This window comes from Rhizobium deserti, assembly GCF_004358025.1.
Classification (GTDB): domain Bacteria; phylum Pseudomonadota; class Alphaproteobacteria; order Rhizobiales; family Rhizobiaceae; genus Neorhizobium; species Neorhizobium deserti.
This window is the reverse complement of sequence record NZ_SMTL01000001.1, coordinates 683,953-706,857: the sequence shown is the minus strand read 5'-3', so window position 1 is coordinate 706,857 and position 22,905 is coordinate 683,953. Positions and strand designations below refer to the sequence as shown.

The 22,905-nt window shown below is 60.9% G+C and carries 26 protein-coding genes; 13 read left to right on the top strand and 13 right to left on the bottom strand.

What is annotated here, in order from left to right; translation table 11 throughout:
* The 13 genes from urtD to ureG all read left to right on the top strand — a co-directional run bounded on the left by urtD (position 1) and on the right by ureG (position 9,207).
* Complete coding sequence (gene urtD / locus E2F50_RS03430) at positions 1-762, top strand: urea ABC transporter ATP-binding protein UrtD (protein WP_133314639.1); 762 nt, start codon at positions 1-3, stop codon at positions 760-762.
* A 1-nt stretch (position 763) separates the two neighbouring features.
* Positions 764-1,459: an urea ABC transporter ATP-binding subunit UrtE gene (gene urtE, locus E2F50_RS03425; protein WP_133314638.1), complete on the top strand. Its 696-nt coding sequence runs from the start codon at positions 764-766 to the stop codon at positions 1,457-1,459.
* Between the two features lie 139 nt (positions 1,460-1,598).
* Positions 1,599-2,846 carry a CE1 family esterase gene (locus E2F50_RS03420; protein WP_161973968.1) on the top strand — a complete coding sequence of 416 codons (1,248 nt, stop codon included), beginning with the start codon at positions 1,599-1,601 and terminating at the stop codon, positions 2,844-2,846.
* Positions 2,783-3,607 carry an urease accessory protein UreD gene (locus E2F50_RS03415; protein ID WP_133314636.1) on the top strand — a complete coding sequence of 275 codons (825 nt, stop codon included), beginning with the start codon at positions 2,783-2,785 and terminating at the stop codon, positions 3,605-3,607. Before E2F50_RS03420 ends, E2F50_RS03415 begins: the two co-directional genes overlap by 64 nt.
* Before the next feature lie 18 nt (positions 3,608-3,625).
* A complete protein-coding gene (locus E2F50_RS03410) occupies positions 3,626-3,928 on the top strand; it encodes an urease subunit gamma (RefSeq protein WP_133314635.1) in 303 nt (100 codons plus the stop codon).
* Positions 3,929-3,939: 11 nt separating this feature from the next.
* Entirely contained in the window at positions 3,940-4,191 is a 252-nt protein-coding gene (locus E2F50_RS03405; protein WP_133314634.1) for a DUF1272 domain-containing protein, read from the top strand.
* Between the two features lie 14 nt (positions 4,192-4,205).
* Entirely contained in the window at positions 4,206-4,511 is a 306-nt protein-coding gene (locus tag E2F50_RS03400; protein WP_133314633.1) for an urease subunit beta, read from the top strand.
* 8 nt (positions 4,512-4,519) lie between these two features.
* The gene (locus tag E2F50_RS03395; RefSeq protein ID WP_133314632.1) at positions 4,520-4,927 is read left to right on the top strand and encodes a lysozyme inhibitor LprI family protein; all 408 of its coding nucleotides are present in this window, start codon (positions 4,520-4,522) and stop codon (positions 4,925-4,927) included.
* A 60-nt stretch (positions 4,928-4,987) separates the two neighbouring features.
* On the top strand, positions 4,988-6,697 hold the full coding sequence (ureC, locus tag E2F50_RS03390; protein WP_133314631.1) for an urease subunit alpha: 1,710 nt from the start codon (positions 4,988-4,990) through the stop codon (positions 6,695-6,697).
* Between the two features lie 25 nt (positions 6,698-6,722).
* Entirely contained in the window at positions 6,723-7,391 is a 669-nt protein-coding gene (locus E2F50_RS03385; protein WP_133314630.1) for a TIGR02117 family protein, read from the top strand.
* Between the two features lie 12 nt (positions 7,392-7,403).
* Complete coding sequence (gene ureE, locus E2F50_RS03380; RefSeq protein WP_133314629.1) at positions 7,404-7,868, top strand: urease accessory protein UreE; 465 nt, start codon at positions 7,404-7,406, stop codon at positions 7,866-7,868.
* A 15-nt stretch (positions 7,869-7,883) separates the two neighbouring features.
* Positions 7,884-8,555: an urease accessory protein UreF gene (locus E2F50_RS03375; RefSeq protein ID WP_133315219.1), complete on the top strand. Its 672-nt coding sequence runs from the start codon at positions 7,884-7,886 to the stop codon at positions 8,553-8,555.
* A 40-nt stretch (positions 8,556-8,595) separates the two neighbouring features.
* Complete coding sequence (ureG, locus tag E2F50_RS03370) at positions 8,596-9,207, top strand: urease accessory protein UreG (protein ID WP_133314628.1); 612 nt, start codon at positions 8,596-8,598, stop codon at positions 9,205-9,207.
* A 124-nt stretch (positions 9,208-9,331) separates the two neighbouring features.
* Here ureG and E2F50_RS03365 read toward each other — a convergent pair whose 3' ends face one another.
* The 13 genes from E2F50_RS03365 to E2F50_RS03305 form a co-directional block, all read right to left on the bottom strand.
* Entirely contained in the window at positions 9,332-10,015 is a 684-nt protein-coding gene (locus E2F50_RS03365) for a Crp/Fnr family transcriptional regulator (protein WP_161974033.1), read from the bottom strand.
* 157 nt (positions 10,016-10,172) lie between these two features.
* Complete coding sequence (locus E2F50_RS03360) at positions 10,173-13,505, bottom strand: efflux RND transporter permease subunit (protein WP_133314627.1); 3,333 nt, start codon at positions 13,503-13,505, stop codon at positions 10,173-10,175.
* Positions 13,506-13,514: 9 nt separating this feature from the next.
* Positions 13,515-14,711 (bottom strand): efflux RND transporter periplasmic adaptor subunit, encoded by a 1,197-nt coding sequence (locus E2F50_RS03355; protein WP_133314626.1) that lies wholly within the window; start codon positions 14,709-14,711, stop codon positions 13,515-13,517.
* 268 nt (positions 14,712-14,979) lie between these two features.
* Positions 14,980-15,951: an ABC transporter substrate-binding protein gene (locus tag E2F50_RS03350; RefSeq protein WP_133314625.1), complete on the bottom strand. Its 972-nt coding sequence runs from the start codon at positions 15,949-15,951 to the stop codon at positions 14,980-14,982.
* 61 nt (positions 15,952-16,012) lie between these two features.
* The gene (locus tag E2F50_RS03345) at positions 16,013-17,137 is read right to left on the bottom strand and encodes an ABC transporter permease (protein ID WP_133314624.1); all 1,125 of its coding nucleotides are present in this window, start codon (positions 17,135-17,137) and stop codon (positions 16,013-16,015) included.
* A complete protein-coding gene (locus tag E2F50_RS03340; protein ID WP_133314623.1) occupies positions 17,134-18,021 on the bottom strand; it encodes an ABC transporter permease in 888 nt (295 codons plus the stop codon). The genes E2F50_RS03345 and E2F50_RS03340 overlap by 4 nt, the downstream gene beginning before the upstream one ends.
* The gene (locus E2F50_RS03335; protein ID WP_133314622.1) at positions 18,021-18,356 is read right to left on the bottom strand and encodes a hypothetical protein; all 336 of its coding nucleotides are present in this window, start codon (positions 18,354-18,356) and stop codon (positions 18,021-18,023) included. Before E2F50_RS03335 ends, E2F50_RS03340 begins: the two co-directional genes overlap by 1 nt.
* A 3-nt stretch (positions 18,357-18,359) precedes the next feature.
* Positions 18,360-19,175 carry an ABC transporter ATP-binding protein gene (locus E2F50_RS03330; RefSeq protein ID WP_245515277.1) on the bottom strand — a complete coding sequence of 272 codons (816 nt, stop codon included), beginning with the start codon at positions 19,173-19,175 and terminating at the stop codon, positions 18,360-18,362.
* Complete coding sequence (locus E2F50_RS03325) at positions 19,148-19,507, bottom strand: hypothetical protein (RefSeq protein WP_133314621.1); 360 nt, start codon at positions 19,505-19,507, stop codon at positions 19,148-19,150. The genes E2F50_RS03330 and E2F50_RS03325 overlap by 28 nt, the downstream gene beginning before the upstream one ends.
* Before the next feature lie 4 nt (positions 19,508-19,511).
* On the bottom strand, positions 19,512-20,966 hold the full coding sequence (hydA, locus tag E2F50_RS03320; protein ID WP_133314620.1) for a dihydropyrimidinase: 1,455 nt from the start codon (positions 20,964-20,966) through the stop codon (positions 19,512-19,514).
* A gap of 14 nt (positions 20,967-20,980) precedes the next feature.
* Positions 20,981-21,355, bottom strand: coding sequence for a type II toxin-antitoxin system PemK/MazF family toxin (locus tag E2F50_RS03315; protein ID WP_133314619.1), 375 nt, complete (start codon positions 21,353-21,355; stop codon positions 20,981-20,983).
* A complete protein-coding gene (locus E2F50_RS03310; RefSeq protein WP_133314618.1) occupies positions 21,340-21,552 on the bottom strand; it encodes an antitoxin MazE-like protein in 213 nt (70 codons plus the stop codon). The genes E2F50_RS03315 and E2F50_RS03310 overlap by 16 nt, the downstream gene beginning before the upstream one ends.
* A 33-nt stretch (positions 21,553-21,585) precedes the next feature.
* The gene (locus E2F50_RS03305; protein WP_133314617.1) at positions 21,586-22,839 is read right to left on the bottom strand and encodes a Zn-dependent hydrolase; all 1,254 of its coding nucleotides are present in this window, start codon (positions 22,837-22,839) and stop codon (positions 21,586-21,588) included.
* Positions 22,840-22,905: the final 66 nt, after the last annotated feature.

Below are 22,905 nucleotides of genomic sequence, written 5' to 3'. Positions count from 1 at the left end.
ATGAACACGATTGCTGAGACACGATCCAAAAGCCTGCTCTACCTGGAAAACGTGTCGGTCTCCTTCGACGGGTTCAAGGCGCTCAATTCGCTGTCCTTCGTCGTCGAGCCGGGCGAATTGCGAGCCATTATCGGACCGAACGGCGCCGGCAAGACGACGATGATGGACATCATCACCGGCAAGACGCGGCCCGACAGCGGCATTGTACTTTTTGAGGACGATATCGATCTGACGAGAAAGGACGAGGCGGATATCGCCCAGCTCGGCATCGGCCGCAAGTTCCAGAAGCCGACCGTGTTCGAAAGCCATACGGTCTGGGACAATCTGGAACTGGCGCTTAACCGTGACCGCGGCGTGTTCGGCACGCTGTTCTACCGCCTGACGCCGGACGACAAGGCCCGTATCGAGGAAATTCTCGAAACGATCCGGATGACCGCCCGCAGAAACGACCTAGCGGCCAATCTCAGTCACGGCCAAAAACAGTGGCTGGAAATCGGCATGCTGCTCGCCCAGGAGCCGAAGCTGCTGCTGGTCGACGAACCGGTTGCCGGCATGACCGATGCTGAAACCACCGAGACGGCGGTGCTTCTGAAGGAAATTGCCAAGACCCGCTCCGTGGTCGTCGTCGAGCACGACATGGGTTTCATCCGCGACCTCGGCGTCAAGGTGACATGCCTTGCGGAGGGTTCGGTGCTCGCCGAAGGCTCGATCGATTTCGTGTCAAGCGATCCGAAAGTGATCGAGAATTACCTGGGGCGCTAACATGCTGACAGTCAGTCACGTCAATCTTCATTACGGCGCGGCGCAGGCGCTGCGCGGCGTCTCGCTGCAGGCGGAGATGGGCAACATCACCTGCGTGCTGGGACGCAACGGCGTCGGCAAGAGTTCTCTGCTGCGGGCCGTCACCGGCCAGCATCCGGTGAGTGCCGGGACGATCAGCTTCCAGGGTGAGGTGCTGAACGGGCTGGCGCCCTATAATCGCGCCAAGCACGGCATCGGCTATGTGCCGCAGGGACGGGAAATATTCCCGCTGCTGACGGTGCAGGAAAACCTGCAAAGCGGCTATGCGCCGCTGGCCCGCAAGGACAAGTTCATTCCCGACGAGATCTTCACTCTCTTTCCGGTCCTGAAGAGCATGCTCAGCCGTCGTGGCGGCGATCTGTCTGGCGGCCAGCAGCAGCAGTTGGCAATCGGTCGGGCGATGGTCACGCGCCCAAAAATCCTCGTTCTCGACGAGCCAACGGAAGGCATCCAGCCGTCGATCATCAAGGATATCGGCCGCGCGATCCGATACTTGCGGGATACGACGGGCATGGCCATCCTGCTCGTCGAACAATATCTGGACTTCTGCCGCGAGCTTGCCGACCAAGTCTATATCATGGATCGTGGCGAGATTGTGCACGAAGGGCCGGCGGAAACACTAGATACGGCGGAAGCAAGGCGGCATCTTACTGTCTGACGCCAAGTTTTCCCGTATGAATGTTTGCACTGCGATGCAGCAAATCGGCCTTTTCATCGCGCCTTGATCTATGCTAACAAGACGGCATTCAAGCAAATGCACATTGTTGATACACTCCTGCACCCATGATGAGGCGCTGATGGATTTTGCTCGTGTTGCCGGTAATCTTTCCGGTTCGGCTCTTGCTCGCAAGACGATGTCACGCAAGATGATGGTAGGAGCCGCTCTTTTTGCCGTCATGAGCCTTATGGCCTCCGGCAGTGCTCTTGCAGCAGGATGCGGCCAGCCGGTCGAGGCAGGCCGTCACCCGATGACCATCAGCGTAGACGGCGTGGCCCGTTCCGCCATCTCTTTCGTTCCTGCTTCCTACACGGGCCAGGACAAGGTCCCGGTCGTTTTCGATCTCCATGGTAGCCACAGCAATCCTGAATCGCAGCTGAACAGAAGCTCCTGGGACAAGGTTGCCGAGAAGAACGGTTTTGTGGTTGTGGCGCTCCGGGGTAGCCTGACATTTCCCGCCGCGCCCGGCACCTATGCCTGGAACGTGCCTTTCGTGACGGCCCAGCAGGGCGGACTGGACGAGCTTGCCTATATTCAGCAGGCGGTCGAGACCGTGAAGCAGGAATTCTGCGTCGATCCCGCCCGCATCTACGCATCCGGTTATTCGGGCGGCGGCCGCATGCTGTCGGCTTATCTATGTTCAGGCCGAGACGATTTCGCCGCTGCAGGATTCGTGCATTCGCTGCGCGCCGGCCGGCCCGTCGAGGCAGACGGCAAATGGGCGCCGGATGCGGAAAACTGCAATCCTGCGCGGCCCATCTCGATCATGGCTTTTGCCGGCGAGAAAGACGCATCCAATCCCTATGCCGGCGGCGGCAGCGCCTATTGGCAGTATGGGTTCAAGACTGCCATCCAGCGCTGGACCGAGCTGGACGGCTGCAAGGGCAATGGCGACCCGAAGACAGTCGACGGCGTCACATTCAATCTCTACGCAACCTGCAAGAACGGCGCCCGCATTGCATCCTATGTGTTCTCAAGCGGGACCCATGACTGGCCGAAGCCGACGCCGTCAACGGAAGCGGTCATGGCCGCCGCCAAGGAAGGCGTCGCCAGCGTCAGCAAGGTTGCCGCGGTGACCATGGCTAAGCCGGCTTTCGACGCGACGAATATTGATCCGGCGTCGCGGATGTGGGACTTCTTCCGCAAGGCCGACAGCACGGATGTCATTGCCACCGCAGCGCCGGCCAAGGCCGGTGCAGCCGGCAAGTCTGGCACGGCCGTTGCATCGGACTGCGTCATGCAAGCCGAACTTCAGGGGACCTCGTGCACCAGCAGCCAGCCGATCAATATGCGCCGCAGCGGGCAAGGGGTGCAGGGCGCCTTGTAACCAAGTCCTTCGGCGGGCGCACGAGACTCGCCGAATTCTTCCAGGAAGGTTGCGCAAAAATACGCCTTCCGGAAACATTCTCGCCTGAAATGGAGGCGATACTCATCAATACGTCAGGGGGACTGACGGGCGGCGACGTGATCGAATGGTCCGTCGCCGCCGCTGATTCCACTCGCCTCTGCGTCACCACTCAAGCCAACGAAAAAATCTACAAGGCTGCCGCCGATACGGCGAGCCTCACCACCCGGATCACCGTTGGCGCAAACGCTTCTATCCATTGGCTGCCGCAGGAAACCATCCTGTTCGACCGGGCTTCCCTCACGCGCAGGCTTGACGTCGACCTTCACGAAAACTCCGAATTCCTGGCTGTCGAGGCCGTGCTACTCGGCCGCAGGGCGATGGGCGAGGCCGTCAATACCGGCTTCTTCCGTGATCGTTGGCGGGTACGTCGCAGCGGCCAGCTGGTTCACGCGGAAGAAATGCGTTTCGAAGGTGAGATAGCTCGGCTTTCAGAGGCCGCTGCTGTCCTATCCGGCCAGGTCGCATTCGCCACTCTTTTCTATTCAGGCCCCCTTGCGGAAGTGCTTTTTCCCCGGCTGCGAGCCTGCGTGGAAGGCATGGCCGGCGGCGCCAGTTTTTGGAACGGCAAGATCATCGCCAGGCTCGTGGCACCAAGCGGCTTTGATCTGAGAAAAAGCCTGGTACCGGCGATTTCCGTATTGCGTAACGGGGCGCCAGTGCCGAAAGTCTGGAACATCTGATCTTACCGCGGGAATCCCATGAACCTGAGCCCAAGAGAAAAAGACAAGCTGCTGATCTCCATGGCGGCGATCGTTGCCCGTCGCCGGCTCGAACGCGGCGTCAAGCTCAACTATCCGGAGGCGATCGCCTTGATCAGCGACTACGTGGTGGAAGGCGCCCGCGATGGCCGCTCGGTCGCCGACCTGATGGAAGCCGGCGCCCATGTCGTCACCCGAGATCAGGTTATGGAGGGGATCGCCGAGATGATCCACGACGTGCAGGTCGAGGCGACTTTCCCGGACGGGACGAAGCTCGTCACCGTCCACGAACCGATCCGCTGAAGGAGGCCTTGATGCTGGAACTGCGACCCAACTGCGAATGCTGCGACAAGGATCTGCCTCCGGAAAGCCGCGAGGCAATGATCTGCACGTTCGAATGCACCTTCTGCGTCGATTGCGTGACGGGAACGCTGGCAGGTGTCTGCCCCAACTGCGGCGGCGAATTCCAGCGGCGGCCGGTGCGGCCGGTTGGGAAACTGGTCCACAATCCGGCATCCACCAAACGCGTTCTGAAGGCCGAGGGCTGTGCGCCCAAGGCGGCATAGGGGAGGAGAACGATATGATACCCGGTGAAGTCATTGCCGCTGCAGGCGACATCGAGCTGAATGCCGGTGCCCCGACGGTCACGGTCGAAGTGTCGAATACCGGCGATCGGCCGGTACAGGTCGGCAGTCACTACCATTTCTTCGAGACCAATAACGGGTTGTCGTTCGAGCGGGACAAGGCGCGCGGCATGCGCCTGGACATCCCGGCGGGTACAGCCGTCCGCTTCGAACCTGGCCAGACGCGCTCGGTCACGCTGATCCCGCTTTCGGGCTTGCGCAGGGTCTACGGTTTTCAGCAGAAGGTCATGGGTTCACTATGAAGACTTTGATGCTCTTGGGCCTCTGCGGATGCGTTCTCCTGATCGACGGCCCGGCGCCCGCGCAGGAGCCGGATGTCGACTGCAGCAAAGCAGAAACCCAGGTCGAGATGACCTATTGCTCCGAACAGGAATTTAACGAGGCTGACAAACGGCTCAATACGCAGTACCAGCGGGTTCGCAAGGCCATGAAGACCTGGGATGCCGATGCGGACCTTCCCGCCTCGGAAGGTGCGGATGCGGCTCTTGTCCGGGCGCAAAGGGCCTGGATCGCATATCGGGATGCCCAGTGTGAATTCTACGGGTTCCAGGGCCATGGCGGCAGTATCGAGCCGCAGCTGATCTACGACTGCCAGCGCGACCTCACCGTCAAGCGCACCACCGAAATCAAGGAGCAGGCGGACGCAATGAGCAACTGAACCGAGCCATCCCCCTGAGCCTCGCCGTCAGCAATCCGAGTTCGATAAGGTAGACCGATCATGCCTCACACTATGTCCCGCGCCGCCTATGCCTCGATGTTCGGCCCGACCACGGGCGACAAGGTGCGGCTGGCCGATACCGAGCTCTTCGTCGAGGTGGAGAAAGATTTCACCACCTATGGCGAAGAGGTGAAGTTCGGCGGCGGCAAGGTGATCCGCGACGGCATGGGACAGAGCCAGGCGACGCGTGCCGAGGGTGCCGTCGACACGGTCATCACCAATGCACTGATCATCGACCATACCGGCATCTACAAGGCTGATGTCGGCCTCAAGGACGGTCGCATCCATGCGATCGGCAAGGCCGGCAATCCGGATACCCAGCCGGGCGTGACGATCGTTATCGGTCCGTCCACCGAGGCGATCGCCGGCGAGGGCAAAATCCTCACCGCCGGCGGCATGGATGCCCATATCCACTTCATCTGCCCGCAGCAGATCGAGGAAGCGCTAATGTCGGGCGTCACCTGCATGCTCGGCGGCGGTTCCGGCCCGGCGCATGGCACGCTTGCCACCACTTGCACCGGCGCCTGGCATATCGAGCGGATGATCGAAAGCTTCGATGCATTCCCGATGAACCTGGCGCTGGCCGGCAAGGGCAATGCCTCGCTGCCGGCACCGCTTGAGGAAATGATCCTCGCCGGCGCTTCGTCGCTGAAGCTGCACGAGGATTGGGGCACGACGCCGGCCGCGATCGACAACTGCCTCACGGTTGCTGATGCTTATGACGTGCAGGTGATGATCCACACCGACACGTTGAACGAAAGCGGTTTCGTTGAGGATACGATCGGCGCCATCAAGGGCCGCACCATTCACGCTTTCCACACGGAAGGGGCGGGCGGCGGCCACGCACCCGACATCATCAAGATCTGCGGCAATCCGAACGTCATCCCGTCATCGACCAATCCGACGCGGCCCTATACGGTCAATACGCTGGCTGAACATCTCGACATGCTGATGGTCTGCCACCACCTGTCGCCGTCGATCCCGGAAGACATCGCCTTTGCCGAAAGCCGCATCCGCAAGGAAACAATCGCGGCGGAAGATATTCTCCACGATATCGGCGCCTTCTCGATCATCTCTTCCGACAGCCAGGCCATGGGCCGTGTCGGCGAAGTGGCGATCCGCACCTGGCAGACGGCCGACAAGATGAAGCGCCAGCGCGGTCAGTTGAAGGAGGAAACCGGCGACAACGACAATTTCCGCGTCAGGCGCTACATCGCCAAGTACACAATCAACCCGGCAATCGCCCATGGCGTTTCCCACGAGATCGGCTCGGTCGAAGTCGGCAAGCGCGCCGACTTGGTGCTCTGGAGCCCGGCCTTCTTTGGCGTGAAGCCGGAAATGGTGCTGCTTGGCGGCTCGATTGCCGCTGCCCCGATGGGCGACCCGAATGCTTCCATCCCGACCCCGCAGCCGATGCATTACCGGCCAATGTTCGCCGCCTATGGGAAGCTGCGGACCAATTCCTCCGTCACCTTCGTGTCCCAGGCCTCGCTGGATGCAGGATTGTCGCACAAGCTTGGCGTCGCCAAGAAGCTCCTGCCGGTGAGGAACACCCGCGGCGGCATTTCGAAGGCATCGATGATCCACAATTCGCTTACGCCGCATGTGGAGGTGGATCCGGAAACCTATGAAGTGCGTGCCGATGGTGAATTGCTGACCTGCCAGCCAGCGACCGTGCTGCCGATGGCGCAGCGCTATTTCCTGTTTTGACTGGCTCCCGCACCAGAAGCGCCGCATGAAAACACTCGCCCAAAGAGTTCTTGCGGTCATCTTCGCCATCGCGCTGATTGCCGCTGCCGGCACATTTATCCCCCGGCCGCTGTTTATCGAGCGCCAGGAACAGGCGGCGGAAACGCGGCGTATCCTGATCCTGTCCAATCCAATTCACACGGATATAGCCATTCCGCTGGCCGATGATACCCGCGCCGCGTTTTCCTTCCTGGCTCCATTCGGAGTTCCAGTCGCCGAACCCGCTGCGGAATGGTTGATCATCGGCTGGGGAGGGCGTGCCTTCTATCTTGAAACGCCAACCTGGGCGGACCTCAAGCCGCTGCCGGCCTTTCGCGCCATCACGCTCGATAATTCAGTTATGCATCTGGACGTGGCAGGCGGTATAGATGAAGGCCATGCCTCAGTTACGCCCCTGGCGCTAGGTCCGGCAGAGTTCCAGCATATGACCGACTTCATCCTGGCGAGCTTTGCCCGCAAGGACGGAGGCGTCATCGTCGTGCCGGACGCGGCCTACGGTCAATATGACCGATTCTTCGAGGCGAACGGCTACTTCAACGCCTTCCTTGGCTGCAATACCTGGACGGCGGCAGTACTGCGCGCTGCCGGACTGCGCACCGGCCTCTGGAATGCGCTGCCGCAAACGCTTACCCTTTCGCTCAAATTTTTCAACTGACCGGAGTTCTACATGCAGCACGTTCGTTCCTATCGTCCCGCCGGCGAAGTTTCCGATCCGCCGGTGGATATCGTGACGCTGCCGCACGACCTTCGCCACCTGCGCCGCAAGCTCCTGCACCTGTCCAACGGCGACATGGTCATGCTCGATCTCAAGGATGCGGTTCTGTTCCACCACGGCGACCGGCTGGTCTTGGAAAACGGCGATACGGTGGAAGTGCAGGCGGCGCCGGAAAAGCTGTTCGAGGTGAAGGCGCGCGACACGCTGCATCTGATCGAACTTGCTTGGCACCTGGGCAACCGGCATCTTTCGGCGCAGATTGAAGGAGGCCGCATTCTGATCCTGCGAGACCATGTCATTCGCGCAATGCTGGAGGGGCTCGGTGCTGCCGTGACCGAGATCGAGGAAGGTTTCCAGCCGGCCCGTGGTGCCTACCATTCGCACGGCGGTCACGGCCATGATCATCATGCTCACTGAGCGGCAATGACAGGCATGCCCGATACGCTCGACACGAAGGCGCTTCTGCGGCTGATGGCCTGGCTATCGCCGGCCTTCCCGATCGGCGGCTTTGCCTGGTCGGGCGGCCTGGAGCGGGCGGTTCACGACCGGCTTGTCAAGGATGCGGCGGATGTCGAGGCCTGGCTTTCGGCGCTTTTGCAGCGCGGGACGCTGTGGAACGATGCCGTGTTGTTTGCTGAAGTCTGGCGGCACTACGATGACGAGGCGGTGCTGAAGGAACTGGCTGAGCTGGGATTGGCCATGGCCGGGTCAGCCGAGCGGTTCGCCGAGACGCTGTCGCTCGGCAAGGCCTTTGTCGCGGCAGCCACTGCTTGGCCGCATCCGGTTCTGGACAGGTTACCTGGCGAAGTGCCGTATCCGGTTGCAGTCGGTGCCGTGGCTGCGGCGCATAAGGTACCGCTGAGCGACGGGCTGGCTGCCTATCTGCATGCCGCAATATCGCAGTCTGTTTCCGCCAGCATCCGGCTCGGCGCGTGCGGGCAGGTAGAGGGCGTGGCCATTCTTGCTGGCATGGAAGATTTGCTTGCTGAAATCGGCAGGAGGGTTTCCACGACCACACTTGAGGATCTCGGAGGCGCAGCCGTGCAGGCGGAGATCGCGTCGCTGAGACATGAAACGCAGTACTCGCGGCTTTTCCGCTCCTGAGAATGGAAACTAAGCCTAGATGTGGATTGAAAGGACGAACATGAAATCGGCGAACGGACCCTTGCGCGTCGGCATCGGCGGGCCTGTCGGGTCGGGCAAGACGGCTTTGACGGAAAAGCTGTGCAAGGCGATGCGTGACGACTATTCGGTCGCCGTCGTCACCAACGACATCTATACCAAGGAGGATGCCGAGGCGCTGGTGCGGATGCAGGCGCTGTCGTCCGACCGCATTGTCGGCGTCGAGACGGGCGGCTGCCCCCATACCGCCATTCGAGAAGACGCCACCATTAACCTGCAGGCCATTGCGGGGCTGAACCAACGGTTCCCGGATCTCGATCTTGTCTTCATCGAATCCGGCGGCGATAACCTTGCGGCAACATTTTCACCGGATCTCGCGGATATTACCATCTACGTGATCTCGACCTGCCAGGGCGAGGAAATTCCCCGCAAGGGTGGCCCTGGCATTACCCGCTCCGACCTGTTGATCATCAACAAGAAAGACCTGGCGCCCTATGTGGGCGCAGATCTCGATGTCATGGACCGGGATGCGAGCCGAATGCGGGACGCCAAGCCGCATATCTTTACCGACCTGAAACGTGGGGATGGCGTGGACCATGTGGTCCGCTTCCTGAAGACAGAGGGCGGGCTGTAAGGAATTTGGCCGGCAACTCCCTCGAAAGCTGCCGGCCCTCAACATGCCACTCCGCCCGCCTGCGGTGCGGCATGCTCTCCAAGAGGGCCTGGATCCCGCCAGATCCGGAACGCCTCGCTTGAACTTAAATATCGCGCAGGGCCGCCACGTCGACAACCTGGATTGCCCGCCCTCGCACCGTGACGCCCGTCTTGCGAAGCGTTGAAAAGGCGCGGGAAAGCGCTTCAGGCGCAAGCCCCAGCATTCCCGCGAGCAGGCTCTTCTGGAACGGCAGCCGGATCGACGCCGGACCGCCGTCAACAGGACAGCGGGCCAGAATATAGTTCGCCACCCGCTGCGGGGCCGTGAACAGGCGATCATTGGCGACGCAGTCCATGGAATTGAGAAGGTGTCGCGACAGGGAGGTCATGACCGCCCTGGCTACGTCCTTCTGCTCATCGGCCAGATCACGAACCGCCTGCATGTCGAAGCGTGCCAAAGTGACGTTTTCAGCAGCCTGGGCGTGATGAGCATATCGATCACCCCCATAAAGAAGGCATTCGGCAAAAGTTTCACCGGGACCGCAAATCTGGATATCGGCTTCCCGCCCCTCATGGCTGAGCCGATAAAGCCGGACATAGCCGCTCAGCACGCAGTAGAAAGCGTCCGGCTTCTCACCTTCACGAAATATAGATGTGCGGCTCGCCAGGCTCAACACGGACATGGCCGACAGCATTCCCACCAGCGAACTTGAACCCAAGCCGTTCAGGAACGGCGTTTTCATGAGAACCGCCCGATCCCGGCTGTTGAGCTTGAGGTTGCTGTTCATCATTTCTGCCGTCTCTTCCATGGTATAAAGCCACTGCACTTTCGAATGATTCAAAAATACCAGCTCGTGGGAAGGCGGGTTTGACATCGATCAAATTTCGACGCTTTTTTTCCAAGCTGCGCAGAAAAAAGCCGGGCGAACGCCCGGCCGTCCGGCATTAGTCGGCGGCGGTCGGCGGCAGTCGTAGAACCCGGCCACCGATATGCGCACCCGGAGCGCTGTCATTGGCATTCGTCTGCCGCTCGATACGAGACAGACGCTCGTCTAGCACGCTGATGGACTGGCTGTTCCTTTGCGCCTGCCTTGCCAGTTCCTCGGTCGACAGTTCCGTCTCCTCTTCATCCTTTTTGCCGACCAAGCGGCCGAACAACCGCCCGAGAAGACGCGAAAGGTCGTCCATGATCAGGAAGAAGGCCGGGACGACCAGGAGGGAGAGGACCGTCGACACGATAATGCCGCCGATGACGGCAATCGCCATGGGCGCCCGGAACGAGCCGCCTTCGCCGACGCCTAAGGCTGATGGCAGCATGCCGGCCGACATGGCGATCGAGGTCATGATGATCGGCCGGGCGCGCTTGCGGCCAGCTTCCACCATGGCATGAACCCGCTCCAGGCCGTGGCGCTTCATCTCGATGGCGAAATCCACCAGCAGGATGGCGTTCTTGGTGACAATACCCATCAGCATCAGGATGCCGATCAGCACCGGCATGGAAAGGGCGTTCTGAGTGATGATCAGCGCCACGGCGACGCCGCCGATAGCCAGCGGCAGCGAAAAGAGGATGGTGAAGGGCTGGATGACGTCCTTGAAGAGCAGGATCAGCACGACCAGAACGAGAAGCAGGCCGAGCAGCATGGCGTTGCTGAAACTCTGCACCATCTCGCCCTGAACCTTGGCGTCGCCGCTTTCCGCCAGACTGACCGTCTTCGGCAGCTCCGTTTCCGCAACGATCCGCTTGAATTCATCGGTTGCCGTATCGAGCGCGGTGCCGAACGGCACGTCCGACCCGATGGCGACGACCCGGTTGCGGTTGTTGCGCTTGATCGAGCTCGGGCCTTCGGAATAATCCACGTCGGCGACGCTGTAGAGCGGCACGGTCGAGCCGGCAGCGGTTTTGATCTTCAGCGAGCGAATGGATGCCAGATTGCGACGAAGGTCGAGCGAGGCCTGCACGCGGATCGGGATCTGCCGGTCGTCGAGCGAGATCTTCGCCAAATTGGCATCAATATCACCGATGGTGACGACGCGGACTGTTTCGGCGATCTGCTGCGGCGTGATACCAAGCCGCGACGCTTCCGCCAGACGCGGGCGGATCTGCAATTCCGGACGCGGAAGGGCACCTTCCGAAGAAACGTTTGCAAGGACGGCAGAGCCGCGGAGCTTGGATTCGAGCAGGCTTACGGCATCATTGAGATCGGCTTCGCTCGTTGACAGGAAGTTGAAAGCGAGATCGCGCTCAGCCCGATCGTTGACCTTGGATATCCGCACGTCGGGAATGGTGTGTATCGCCTCGAAGATTTCCTTTTCCACATCCCATTGCGGGCGCGAGCGGCCGTTTTCCTTTATGTGCGGAACGAACTGCCCGACCAAGGGCAAGGACCCGAGCCCCTTGTTGACCAGCGTCTTGACCAGCGAGTGGTCGATATTCTGGAGGATTACGCGCACCGTTGCGCGGCGCAGCTCCAGATCACCCTTGGGGGAAGCACCGCCGAGGATGAAGACGCTTTCGACGCCATCGATGTCACGGACCGCCTTGTCGATGGCTTCCGTGGTCGACGCAGTTTCGTCAAGCGTTGCGTTCGGCGGCAGTTCCACCGACAGGACGACGCGCGAATTGTCCTCCGGCGGCAGAAAGCTGCCCGGCACCTGGCTCAGGAGAACTACTGAGGCGGCGAGAAAGGCGATAGCGGCCAACATCGTGGCATAGCGCCAGTACCAGCGGCGGGTCGTACCAGTCACGAGCCGGGTATAGGCCTTCATGATCCAGCCGTCATTGTCCTCGTGGTCTTCCATGCCGTCTTCGGCGCCCATCAGGTAGGCAGCCATCAGCGGCGTGATCAGTCGCGCGACCATGAGCGAGAAGAAGACGGAAAAGGCGACGGTCAAGCCGAACTGGATGAAGTACTGGCCCGGTATGCCCGGCATGAAGGATACCGGAACAAAAACGGCGATGATCGTGAAGCTGGTAGCGATAACCGCGAGGCCGATCTCGTCGGCAGCTTCAAGCGCTGCACGGTAGGGTGTCTTTCCCATCTTGATGTGACGGGCAATGTTCTCGATTTCGACGATCGCATCGTCCACGAGAATACCGGTGGCAAGCGTCAGGGCGAGGAAGCTGACGAGGTTCAGCGAGAACCCCATAATGTCCATGATCCAGAAGGTCGGAATGGCCGAAAGCGGCAGCGCGACGGCTGCGATCAAAGTTGCCCGCCAGTTTCTGAGGAACAGGAAGACGACGATGACGGCAAGAATCGAACCTTCCACCAGGGTGTGAAGCGCTGCCTCGTAATTTCCGTAGGTGAAGTAGACGGAATCGTCGACCATTGCTATGTCGACATTCGCATTACCCTTGCGTACCTGGTCGAGGCTTGTGGCGACCGTTTCGGCTACCGAGACTTCGCTGGCGCCCTTGGCGCGGAAAACGGCGAAAGTGACGGCCGGCGTGCCGTTGAAGCGCGCAAAGGATTTCGGCTCTTCATAGGTATCGGCAATCGTGCCGAGCTCCGACAGTTTGACGAAGCGGCCGTTCGACAGGATGATCGTGGTATCGGCGAGCTGCGCCACGTCGCGCGCATCGCCGAGGGTGCGGATCGTTTGTTCGTTGCCTGCCACCTGGCCGCGGCCGGAGCCGAGATCCACATTCGTGCCGCGCAATTGCTGGTTCACATCCGCTGCAGTAATGCCATAGGCATCTAGCTTGGCGGGATTCAGCGATACCCGCACTTCCCGATCCGCGCCGCCATAGCGGTCGATCCGCCCAACGCCCGGCTGGCCTTGGAGCGACCGCTTGATCGTGTCGTCTACAAACCAGGACAGTTCTTCCAGCGTCATGTTGGGCGAGGAAACGGCAAATGTCTGGATCGCCTGGCCTTCGACATCCACCTTGCTGACCACCGGCTCCTCGATGCCGGCCGGCAGGTCGCTGCGGATCTTGTCGATGGCGTCCTTGGTGTCCTGCACCGCCTCCGGCGTCGGCTTTTCGATGCGGAAGACAACGACGGTCTGCGACTGTCCATCCGTCACCGTTGACTGGATCTCGTCGATGCCGCTGATGGAGGCGACAGCGTCCTCGACCTCCTTCGTCACCTGCATTTCGAGTTCGGCGGGCGAGGCGCCGCTCTGCACCACCGTGATTGCCACGACCGGCACATCGATATTGGGAAAGCGGGTGATCGGCAGGGCATAAAACGACTGGATCCCGACAAACAGCAGCAAGGCGAAGCCAAGCAAGGGTGCGATCGGATTGCGAATGGACCACGCGGAGAAGTTCATCGGCTGACCTCAGTTCGCAACAGTGGCAGGTTCGGTGGGTACGGGCGCGATCCTGTCACCGTCGCGCACGAAGGCACCGGCCTTGGCCACTACCAGATCGCCCGCCTGCAGACCGCTGACGATCTGGACGAAGCCGCCATCCTGGATGCCGGTTTCGACCTTGACCTGCTTGACGACATTATCCTCGACGCGCCGGGCGCTCGATCCGGACTGGCTTGTGGTAACGGCAGACAATGGCAGAGCAAGCGCATTGGTTTCCGTGACAATGATTTCGGCACTCGCATACATGCCGGAGCGGGCCCCGCTGTCGCCGTCGACGACGATGTTGACAAGGCCAAGCCGGTTTGTCGGATCGACGGTTGGCGAAACAAGCCGCACCTTGCCCTCGATTGGCTTGCTGCTTCCAGCGACTGTCACGCTGGCGCGTTGGCCTATTTTTACCTTCTGGATATCCGTCTCCGACAGATCCGCAACCAGCTCGATCGCGCCATTCTTGATGACGGTGAACAAGGGCTCGCCCGCGCCGCTGGCGATGGCGCCGATCTTGGCATTCTTCGCAGAAACCACGCCATCGACTGGTGTCTTGACGCCGGTTCGGGTCAGCTTGAGGTCGATATCCTTGATCTGAGCGGCGACAACCGCAATGTCCGACTGACCTACGACAACCGCCTGATTGGCGGCATTGAGGCGAGCCTCAGCCACCTGGACCTGGGCAACGGCCTGTTCGAGCTGCGAAACCGTGCTCGTGCCGCTCTGGCTCAGGCGCTGGGTGCGGTCGCGCTGGCGCTTCGCATCGTCCAGATTGGCCTGGGCTTCCAGGACCTGCGCCTTGTATTGGGCCACGCCGGCTTCGGCCTTGGCCTTGTTGGCCTGAAGCTGGCTTTTTTCAAGGATCAAGGCGTCATCGTTGAGAGAAGCAAGGATACTCTCGGCCGTCACTTCGCTGCCGACATCGACATTGATGGCCTTTATCGAAAGACCATCTACCAGCGGTTGCACGTAGATCTCGTCCACCGGGCGGATGCTGCCTGTGGCGATCACGCGGTCGGTCATCTGCTTTTCGACCGTCTTCGTCACCACAATGGCAGGTAGCTTCGGCTGCGCCGTAGCCGGCTGGCCTGGCTCCTGCGCCCATGCGAAGGTAGCCGTCATCAAAGAAGCAAGCAATGCTGTGGAGCGGACAAGGCGAAGGGGACTGCGAAACATACGGCAACTTCCACACGAGAAGAGGGCGATTTGTTCGCTTCGGGATTGTCCCAGGCCTCGCCACGCCCCTCCACGCACAAGACCCACGCTTAGGTGGCAACCACAGAAATAAGTTGCAAGACCAGCAGCGAAAGATTCCTCAGGCCGCAGTATTACGTGCTGGAAGACCAGAAATCAATCCGCAGCGGTTATGGAAGGAATGAGTTTTGGTTATGGTTGTGGCGGAGCCGGGCCATCCGAGCGAGAATGGTCCGGCTCCCAACGCGCGTTATTTTAGCGCTGCTGACGTAATGTCTGCCGTATAGGCGCCTTCCGGCTTCTTCGAGATGATCTTCTGGTCGAGCAGAGCCTTCACCGTGCGGTCATAGGTCGCCATGTCCAGCTTGCCCGATCCGTCGCCGATCAGCTTGGCCACTTCACCCATCATTCGCTTCTGGTGGTTCTCGTCCTGGCCGCCATTGTCCATGACGATTTCGGCCGCCTCTTCTGGGTTGTCGATCGCATATTTCCAGCCCTTCATCGAGGCGCGCACGAACTTGACCATGTTCTCCTTGAACTTCGGGTCCTTGAGTTTGGTATCGAGCACATAAAGACCGTCCTCAAGCAGATCGTTGCCAAGGGCGGTATAGTTGAAGACGATCAGGTCTTCCTGCTTGAAGCCCGCGTCGATGGCCTGCCAGTATTCATTATAGGTCATGACCGAAATGCAGTCGGCCTGCTTCTGGATCAGCGGCTGGACGTCAAAACTCTGCTTGAGAACCGTTACCCCATCCTTGCCGCCGTCGGTCTTCAAGCCCAGCTTGTTCATCCAGGCGAAGAAAGGATATTCGTTGCCGAAGAACCAGACGCCGAGCGTATGGCCCTTGAAATCGGCTTCCGTCTTGACCGGGCCGTCCTTCGGGCAGATCAGCTGGAGCCCCGACTTCTGGTAGGGCTGGGCAATATTGGTCAGCGGCACGCCTTTCTCACGAGCCACCAGCGCACCACCCATCCAGTCGACGATGACGTCTGCACCGCCGCCGGCGATCACCTGTTCCGGCGCAATGTCAGGCCCGCCCGGCTTGATCGTCACGTCAAGACCTTCGTCTTCGTAAAACCCCTTATCCTTAGCCACGTAATAGCCGCCGAACTGGCCCTGAGCGACCCATTTCAGCTGCAGTGTGACGGGATCGGCCGCCATTGCTTGCGAGGCCGCCATCGCCATGCTGCCTGCCAGGAATGCCATCATCATCTTTTTCATTGTCGTTTCCCTCTGTTTGGTAGCTCTTGTCATTGCCGGGCTGCGGCCCGGATATCAGCGCCTAGCTTCGGTTAGACGGATGCCAGAATGTCGTGATCCTTTCGCCGAGCGACACAAGCCCATAGAAAACCGATCCGGCCAGCGCTGCAACAGCGATTTCGGCCCAGACCATGTCGACATTCATGCGACCGATCTCGGTCGAGATGCGGAACCCCATGCCGACAATCGGCGTACCGAAGAATTCCGCAACGATGGCGCCGATCAGCGCCAGCGTCGAATTGATCTTCAGCGCATTGAAGATGAAGGGCATGGCGGCCGGCAGGCGCAGCTTGACCAGCGTCTGCCAATAGTCGGAAGCATAGGAGCGCATCAGGTCACGCTCCATGATGCCCGAGGCGGACAGGCCGGCCACCGTGTTCACCAGCATGGGGAAGAAGGTCATGATGATCACCACGGCGGCCTTGGATTGCCAGTCGAAGCCGAACCACATGACCATGATCGGCGCCACGCCGACAATCGGCAGCGCCGACGCCAAATTGCCGATCGGCAGCAGGCCGCGGCGAAGGAAGGCGATCCGATCGGCAAGAATGGCGGTCACAAAGCCCGCGGCGCAGCCGACAATGTAGCCGAAGAGCACGGCCTTGAAGATCGTTTGGCGCACGTCCGCCCAGAGGATCGGAACCGAACTCGCCAGCCGCTCGCCGATGGCCGAGGGCGGCGGCAGGAGGATGAAGGGCACGCCGGCGCCGCGGGTCACGGCCTCCCAGAGGATGAGGATCCAGGCGCCGAAGATTGCCGGGATCAGCAGGCGCAACAGCGCCTCGGTCGTGGCCGAACGGGTCTCTACGGCAGACAGCGCCGATACGCAGCGCCATGCCATCAGCCAGCTCGCCGCGATCAGCGGGAAGAAGGCCGATGTCGCGTGCCCCTCGTTGCCGGATAGCAAGCCGATCAGCAGCCAGGCGGCCGCATAGACGCCGACGAACAGGATTGCCGCGAGGATCGGGGCCGAGAGCCTTGCAAAGGAGACGAGGGCTGCACCCACGATCAGCGCGAAGATCAGGACCGTGACACCGTTTCCGGCAGCCGTTGCGGCATCGGGGCCGAGCAGCGGCAGCAAGGGCAAGGCGGCAAGGCAGAGAAGAAGCGCCAAAGCACCCTGCCAGGATCGGCGGATCAGCTTCATGCCGACCTCCCGCCCATCGACCGGTCGACGATCCGGCCCAGCAGGCCGACAAGCGCCACCAGCAGTGCTGCGAGAACCGATCCGGCGATCAGTGCGGCCCAGATGTCGATCGTTTGACTGTAATAGGAGCCGGCCAGCAGCTTGGAGCCGATACCGGCCACGGCACCTGTCGGCAATTCGCCGACGATCGCCCCGACCAGGCTTGCGGCGACCGCCACTTTCATCGAGGTGAACAGGAACGGGATCGAAGCCGGCACACGCAGCTTCCAGAAGGTTTGCGCCGTGCTGGCATGGTAGGTGCGCATCAGGTCGAGCTGAATGAGTTCCGGCGACCTCAGTCCCTTGACCATGCCGACCGCGACCGGAAAGAAGGAAAGATAGGTGGAGATGAAGGCCTTCGGGATCAGGCCGGTTATGTTGATGGCGCCCAGCACGACGATCACCATTGGCGCCACCGCCAGAATCGGCACGGTCTGCGAGGCGATGATCCAGGGCATCAGGCTGCGCTCGAGCGTCGTTACATGCACGATGCCGACCGCGATCAGGATCCCGAGCAGCGTTCCGAAGCCGAAGCCCACAGCGGTTGAGGATAGTGTCACCCAACTGTGGTATACGAGGCTCCGATTGCTGGTGACGCTGCGCAGAAACGTGTTTTCGAAGACATTGCTCACCACCTGATGCGGCGCCGGCAGGATCGGCTTCGGCTGCGACATGGTCTTCTTGAAGAAGTCCGCTGCCGTCGACGTGACATTGGCACGCCGGTCGAGATCCCGTTGGAAGGGCGCGTTCATGAAGTGGGCGCCGATATACCAGATCGCGACGATGGCCAGCACGATTACCGCGACGGGAAGTATGCGGTCCTGGACGAGTTTTTCCGTCTGCATCAGCTCTTCGCCTCCAGCGGAAGCAGCATCAGCACCATGGCGATGACGCCCAAGCCAACGCCTGCCAGTTGCATCGTATTCGGGCGTTCCCCGAAAACGGCAAAGGCGATGACGTTGATCAGCACCAGTTGCGCAATGGCCGAGGCCGAGATGGCCAGCCCCAGCCCGCCCTCGCGCATCAACTTCACCATCATCAGGTTTCCGACGCAGTAAAGCGCCAGCGATAGGACGAGCAGCAGGATATTGTTTGAAGTGATATAAGCCCGCGACGCCGTCGCTGCCGACAGAAACACCGCCATAGCCCCGGCCAGCCAGAGGAGGAAGATGGGGTTCATGCCTCACTCCTCATAACTGTGCCCCGCTCTCAGTCCTTCGCGGACCCGGTGGGCGATGGCGAGGAATTCCGGCGTCTCTCGGATGTCGAGCGGGCGTTCCCTTGGGAGGGTAGATTCGATGATGTCCGTGACGCGGCCGGGACGGGGCGACATGACGACGATGCGGGTCGAGAGATAGACGGCTTCGGGGATGGAATGGGTGACGAAACAGATGGTCTTTTCGGTGCGCGCCCAGAGCTTCAGCAGCTGTTCGTTGAGATGGTCGCGGACGATCTCGTCGAGTGCGCCGAAAGGCTCGTCCATCAGCAGGAGGTCGGCATCGAAAGCCAAAGCCCGGGCGATCGAGGCGCGCTGCTGCATGCCGCCCGAAAGCTGCCAGGGATATTTCTTGCCGAAGCCGGACAGATTGACGAGCTCGAGCGTGCGCTGGATCCGCCCGTCCCGATCGGCCTTGGAATAGCCCATGATCTCCAGCGGCAAGGCGACGTTCTTTTCGATTGTCCGCCAAGGATAAAGGGCGGGCGCCTGGAAGACATAACCGTAGGACCGCGATTTGCGCGCTTCTTCCGGCGTCATGCCGTTGACGGTGATCTCGCCCGACGTGGCCTTCTCAAGATCGGCGATAACCCGCAGAAAGGTTGTCTTGCCGCAGCCGGACGGTCCGATGAAGGAAACAAAGTCACCACGCTTTACCTCCAGATCGACATCCGAGAGTGCATGCACCGGCCCGTCATTGGTCTCGAAGGTCAGGCCCAGCCTTCTGGCGGAGACGACCGAAGATGCAGTTTCATTTACCGGCATTTCGCGAGCGGTCCCCATTTCGTGCCATCCGGGAAGGTCACCGTATAGCCCTTGCTGGATCTGTTCAGAGTTGCCGTGTCCAGCGACCCTGCTTCCCCATCGGCCTCGCATTCTGCTAGGATTTCAAAGCCCGTCGCCGTCTTTTTGGCTTCGCCCCTGAAGTCGCAGGTCGAGACCGAAGTGGTAATGCCGTCGTCGTTCAGCAGAAAGAAGTCGTCGGCGCCTGAGGATTCGCCTGTTCTGGCGTAGATGCAGCCTTCCTTGCTGCCATAGGCGCCGTCGAGGAAGGCGGCGGCGTTTGCGGATGCAGTTGCCATACCCAGGCAGAGGACAGTTGCTACCGAGCGCATCCCGTCACACTCCCGAAGCCGGAATCCCCGACCGCTCCACCTTGCGTGGCGCGGTCAGCTCCTTCCAGTTCGAAAGGGCCTTGCTGACGGCAGGATAGGGCTCGCGCTTGACGAAGTGACCGTGGCCTTCCCGGGTTTTGACGGCGCCATCCTCGATGGCAACGAAACCGCGGGTCAGCGTATATCGCGGCAGCCCGATCACCTGCTTGCCCTCGAAGACATTGTAGTCGATCGCCGATTGCTGCGTGGCAGCCGAGATGGTCTTCGACTTGCTTGGATCGAACACGACAATATCGGCATCGGCACCGACGAGGATCGCGCCTTTCCTCGGATAGATATTGAGGATCTTGGCGATGTTGGTGGAGGTCACTGCCACGAACTCGTTCATGGTGATGCGGCCGGTCGCGACGCCATGGGTCCAGAGCATTGGCAGCCGGTCTTCCAGCCCGCCGGTGCCGTTCGGGATCTTTCTGAAATCGCTGAGGCCGGTGCGCTTCTGGTCCGTGGTGAAGGCGCAGTGGTCGGTCGCCACCACCTGCAGCGAACCCGAGGCGAGGCCGGCCCAGAGTGAATCCTGATGCTGCTTGCTGCGGAAGGGCGGCGACATGACGCGGCGGGCGGAATGGTCCCAGTCCTTGTCGAAATATTCGCTTTCGTCGAGCGTCAGGTGCTGGATCAGCGGCTCACCATAGACGCGCATGCCATTCTGGCGTGCCCGGCGGATCGCCTCGTGGGCCTGTTCGCAGGAGGTATGGACGACATAGAGCGGGACGCCGGCCATATCGGCGATGATGATGGCCCGATTGGTTGCTTCACCCTCGACGGAAGCGGGCCGCGAATAGGCATGCGCTTCCGGGCCGTTATTGCCCTCGTCCATCAGTTTAGCCTGCATGGCAGCAACCACGTCGCCGTTCTCAGCATGAACCAGGGGAAGGGCTCCCAGTTCGGCGCAGCGGGAAAACGACGCGAACATCTCGTCGTCGTTGACCATCAGCGCGCCTTTATAAGCCATGAAGTGCTTGAAGGTGTTGATGCCGTGATGCGAAACAACGGCCTTCATCTCGTTGAAGACCTGCTCGCCCCACCAGGTGATCGCCATGTGGAAGGAGTAGTCGCAGGTGGCGCGCGTCGCCTTGTTGTCCCAGCGCTTCAGCGCGTCGAGCAGTGACTGGCCGGGATCGGGCAGGCAGAAATCGACCACCATGGTCGTGCCGCCGGCCAGCGCCGCGCGCGTGCCGCTTTCGAAATCGTCGGCCGAATAGGTGCCCATGAACGGCATTTCCAGATGCACATGCGGATCGATGCCGCCCGGCATGACATAACAGCCGGAGGCGTCCAACGTAGTGGCCCCGGATAGGTTGGGGCCGATCTCGACGATCTTGCCGCCATCGATCTTGACGTCGGCCATATAGGTGAGGTCGGCAGTGACGATGGTGCCACCCTTGATGACTGTGGTCATGGTTGTTCCCCTTGTTATTGGATTCGCGTGACTGGCAGCACCGATCGCCTTAGCCCGATCATAGTGATGACTGCCGCCTCAAGGAGTTGCATCTCGTCATCGTTCAAATGTCCGATGACTTGCCGTAATGCTGTCTTTTTCAGATGCGTCATCTTGTCGACCATAATCTGCGACGTTACGGACAAGCCATTGTCAGCCGAAGGGTGGATCGTCGGGCGAAAGATCGGTGAGTCGGCAAGGAAGGTCGTTAGCGGGCACATAAGAAGCGTCGTGTGGTAGTCGATGAACTCGTCAGCGTGGAGGATGACAGCCGGTCTAGGCTTGCCGAGATCGCCCTGAAATGCTGCTGTTCCCATGTCGCCGCGTCTGAACTTCACGGCTTTTCCCAATCCGTTTCCGGATCTTCATCCAGAAGTTCGTCTATGCCGGCTCTAAGATCGGACTCGACGGCAGACTTTGCCTGCCTTGCCGCCTCCTCACGATAAGCCTTACTCGTCGCGTCCGGCACCCAAATCTCGACCGGCCGATAGCCACGACGGATCAGGTCGGCGCGCTCTTCGGGTGATAACTCTGCCGGACGTCCCATGGCATTCTCCTTTTCAGCAGGCTGCTCCCCAATCTACTCCACAATCTCCGCCGTCTCCAGCACCGCATGAAACAGCACGTCCGCTCCCGCCGCCGCCCAGTCCTTCGAAATCTCTTCTGCCTCGTTGTGCGAAAGGCCGCCGACGCAGGGGCACATGATCATCGTCGAAGGCGCCACCTTGGCGGCCCAGCAGGCATCGTGGCCGGCGCCGGAGATGACGTTCATGTGGCTGTAGCCCAGACGTTCGGCGGCCTCGCGCACGCGTCCGACCAGGACCGGGTCGAAGGTCACCGGGTCGAAGTGGCCAACCGCTTCCACCGAGCAGCCGACGCCGAGCTTTTCGCAGATTTCGGCGGCCCGGGCCTCGATCCTCGTCCGCATGCGATCGAGCTTGTCTTGGCTCGGCGTGCGGATGTCGACGGTGAAGACCACCTTGCCCGGCAGCACGTTGCGGGAATTGGGCGAGAAGACCATCTGCCCGACACCGCCGACCGCGCCCGGCTGCTCGGCCATCGCCACGTCCTGAACCATTTCCAAGATGCGGCTCATGGCAAGCCCGGCATTGATGCGCATGTTCATCGGCGTCGAGCCCGTGTGGGCTTCGCGGCCGGTCAGGGTGAATTCCAGCCACCAGAGCCCCTGGCAGTGGGTGACCACGCCGATCTGCTTGTCTTCCGCCTCGAGGATCGGCCCCTGTTCGATGTGATATTCGAAATAGGCGTGCATCTTGCGGGCACCGACCTCTTCCTCGCCGACCCAGCCAATCCGCTTCAGCTCGTCGCCGAAGGTTTTCCCGTCCGGATCTTTGCGGCTATAGGCATAGTCTATCGTGTGGACGCCCGCAAAGACGCCCGAAGCAAGCATGGCGGGAGCGAAGCGCGCACCTTCCTCATTTGTCCAGTTGGTGATGGTGATCGGGTGCTTCGTGCGAATGCCGAGATCGTTCAAGGACCGTACGACCTCAAGACCTGCCAGCACGCCGAGGACACCGTCGTATTTTCCGCCCGTCGGTTGTGTGTCGAGATGGCTGCCGATATAAACGGGCAGGGCATCCGGATCGGTGCCTGCGCGTGTGGCGAACATCGTGCCCATTTGGTCGACGCCGATCGCCATGCCCTCTGTTTCACACCATGTCTTGAAGAGGTTGCGGCCTTCTGCGTCCGCATCCGTCAGCGTTTGGCGATTGTTGCCGCCGGCAATGCCAGGGCCGATCTTCGCCATCTCCATCAACATGTCCCAGAGACGGTCGCCGTTGACGCGCAGGTTCTCGCCCGGTGCTGCCACCATGGATTAAGTCCTCACCAGTTATTCTGCCGCCCAGGAGCGGCATGCTGTTCGTTCCCATGGTCCTTC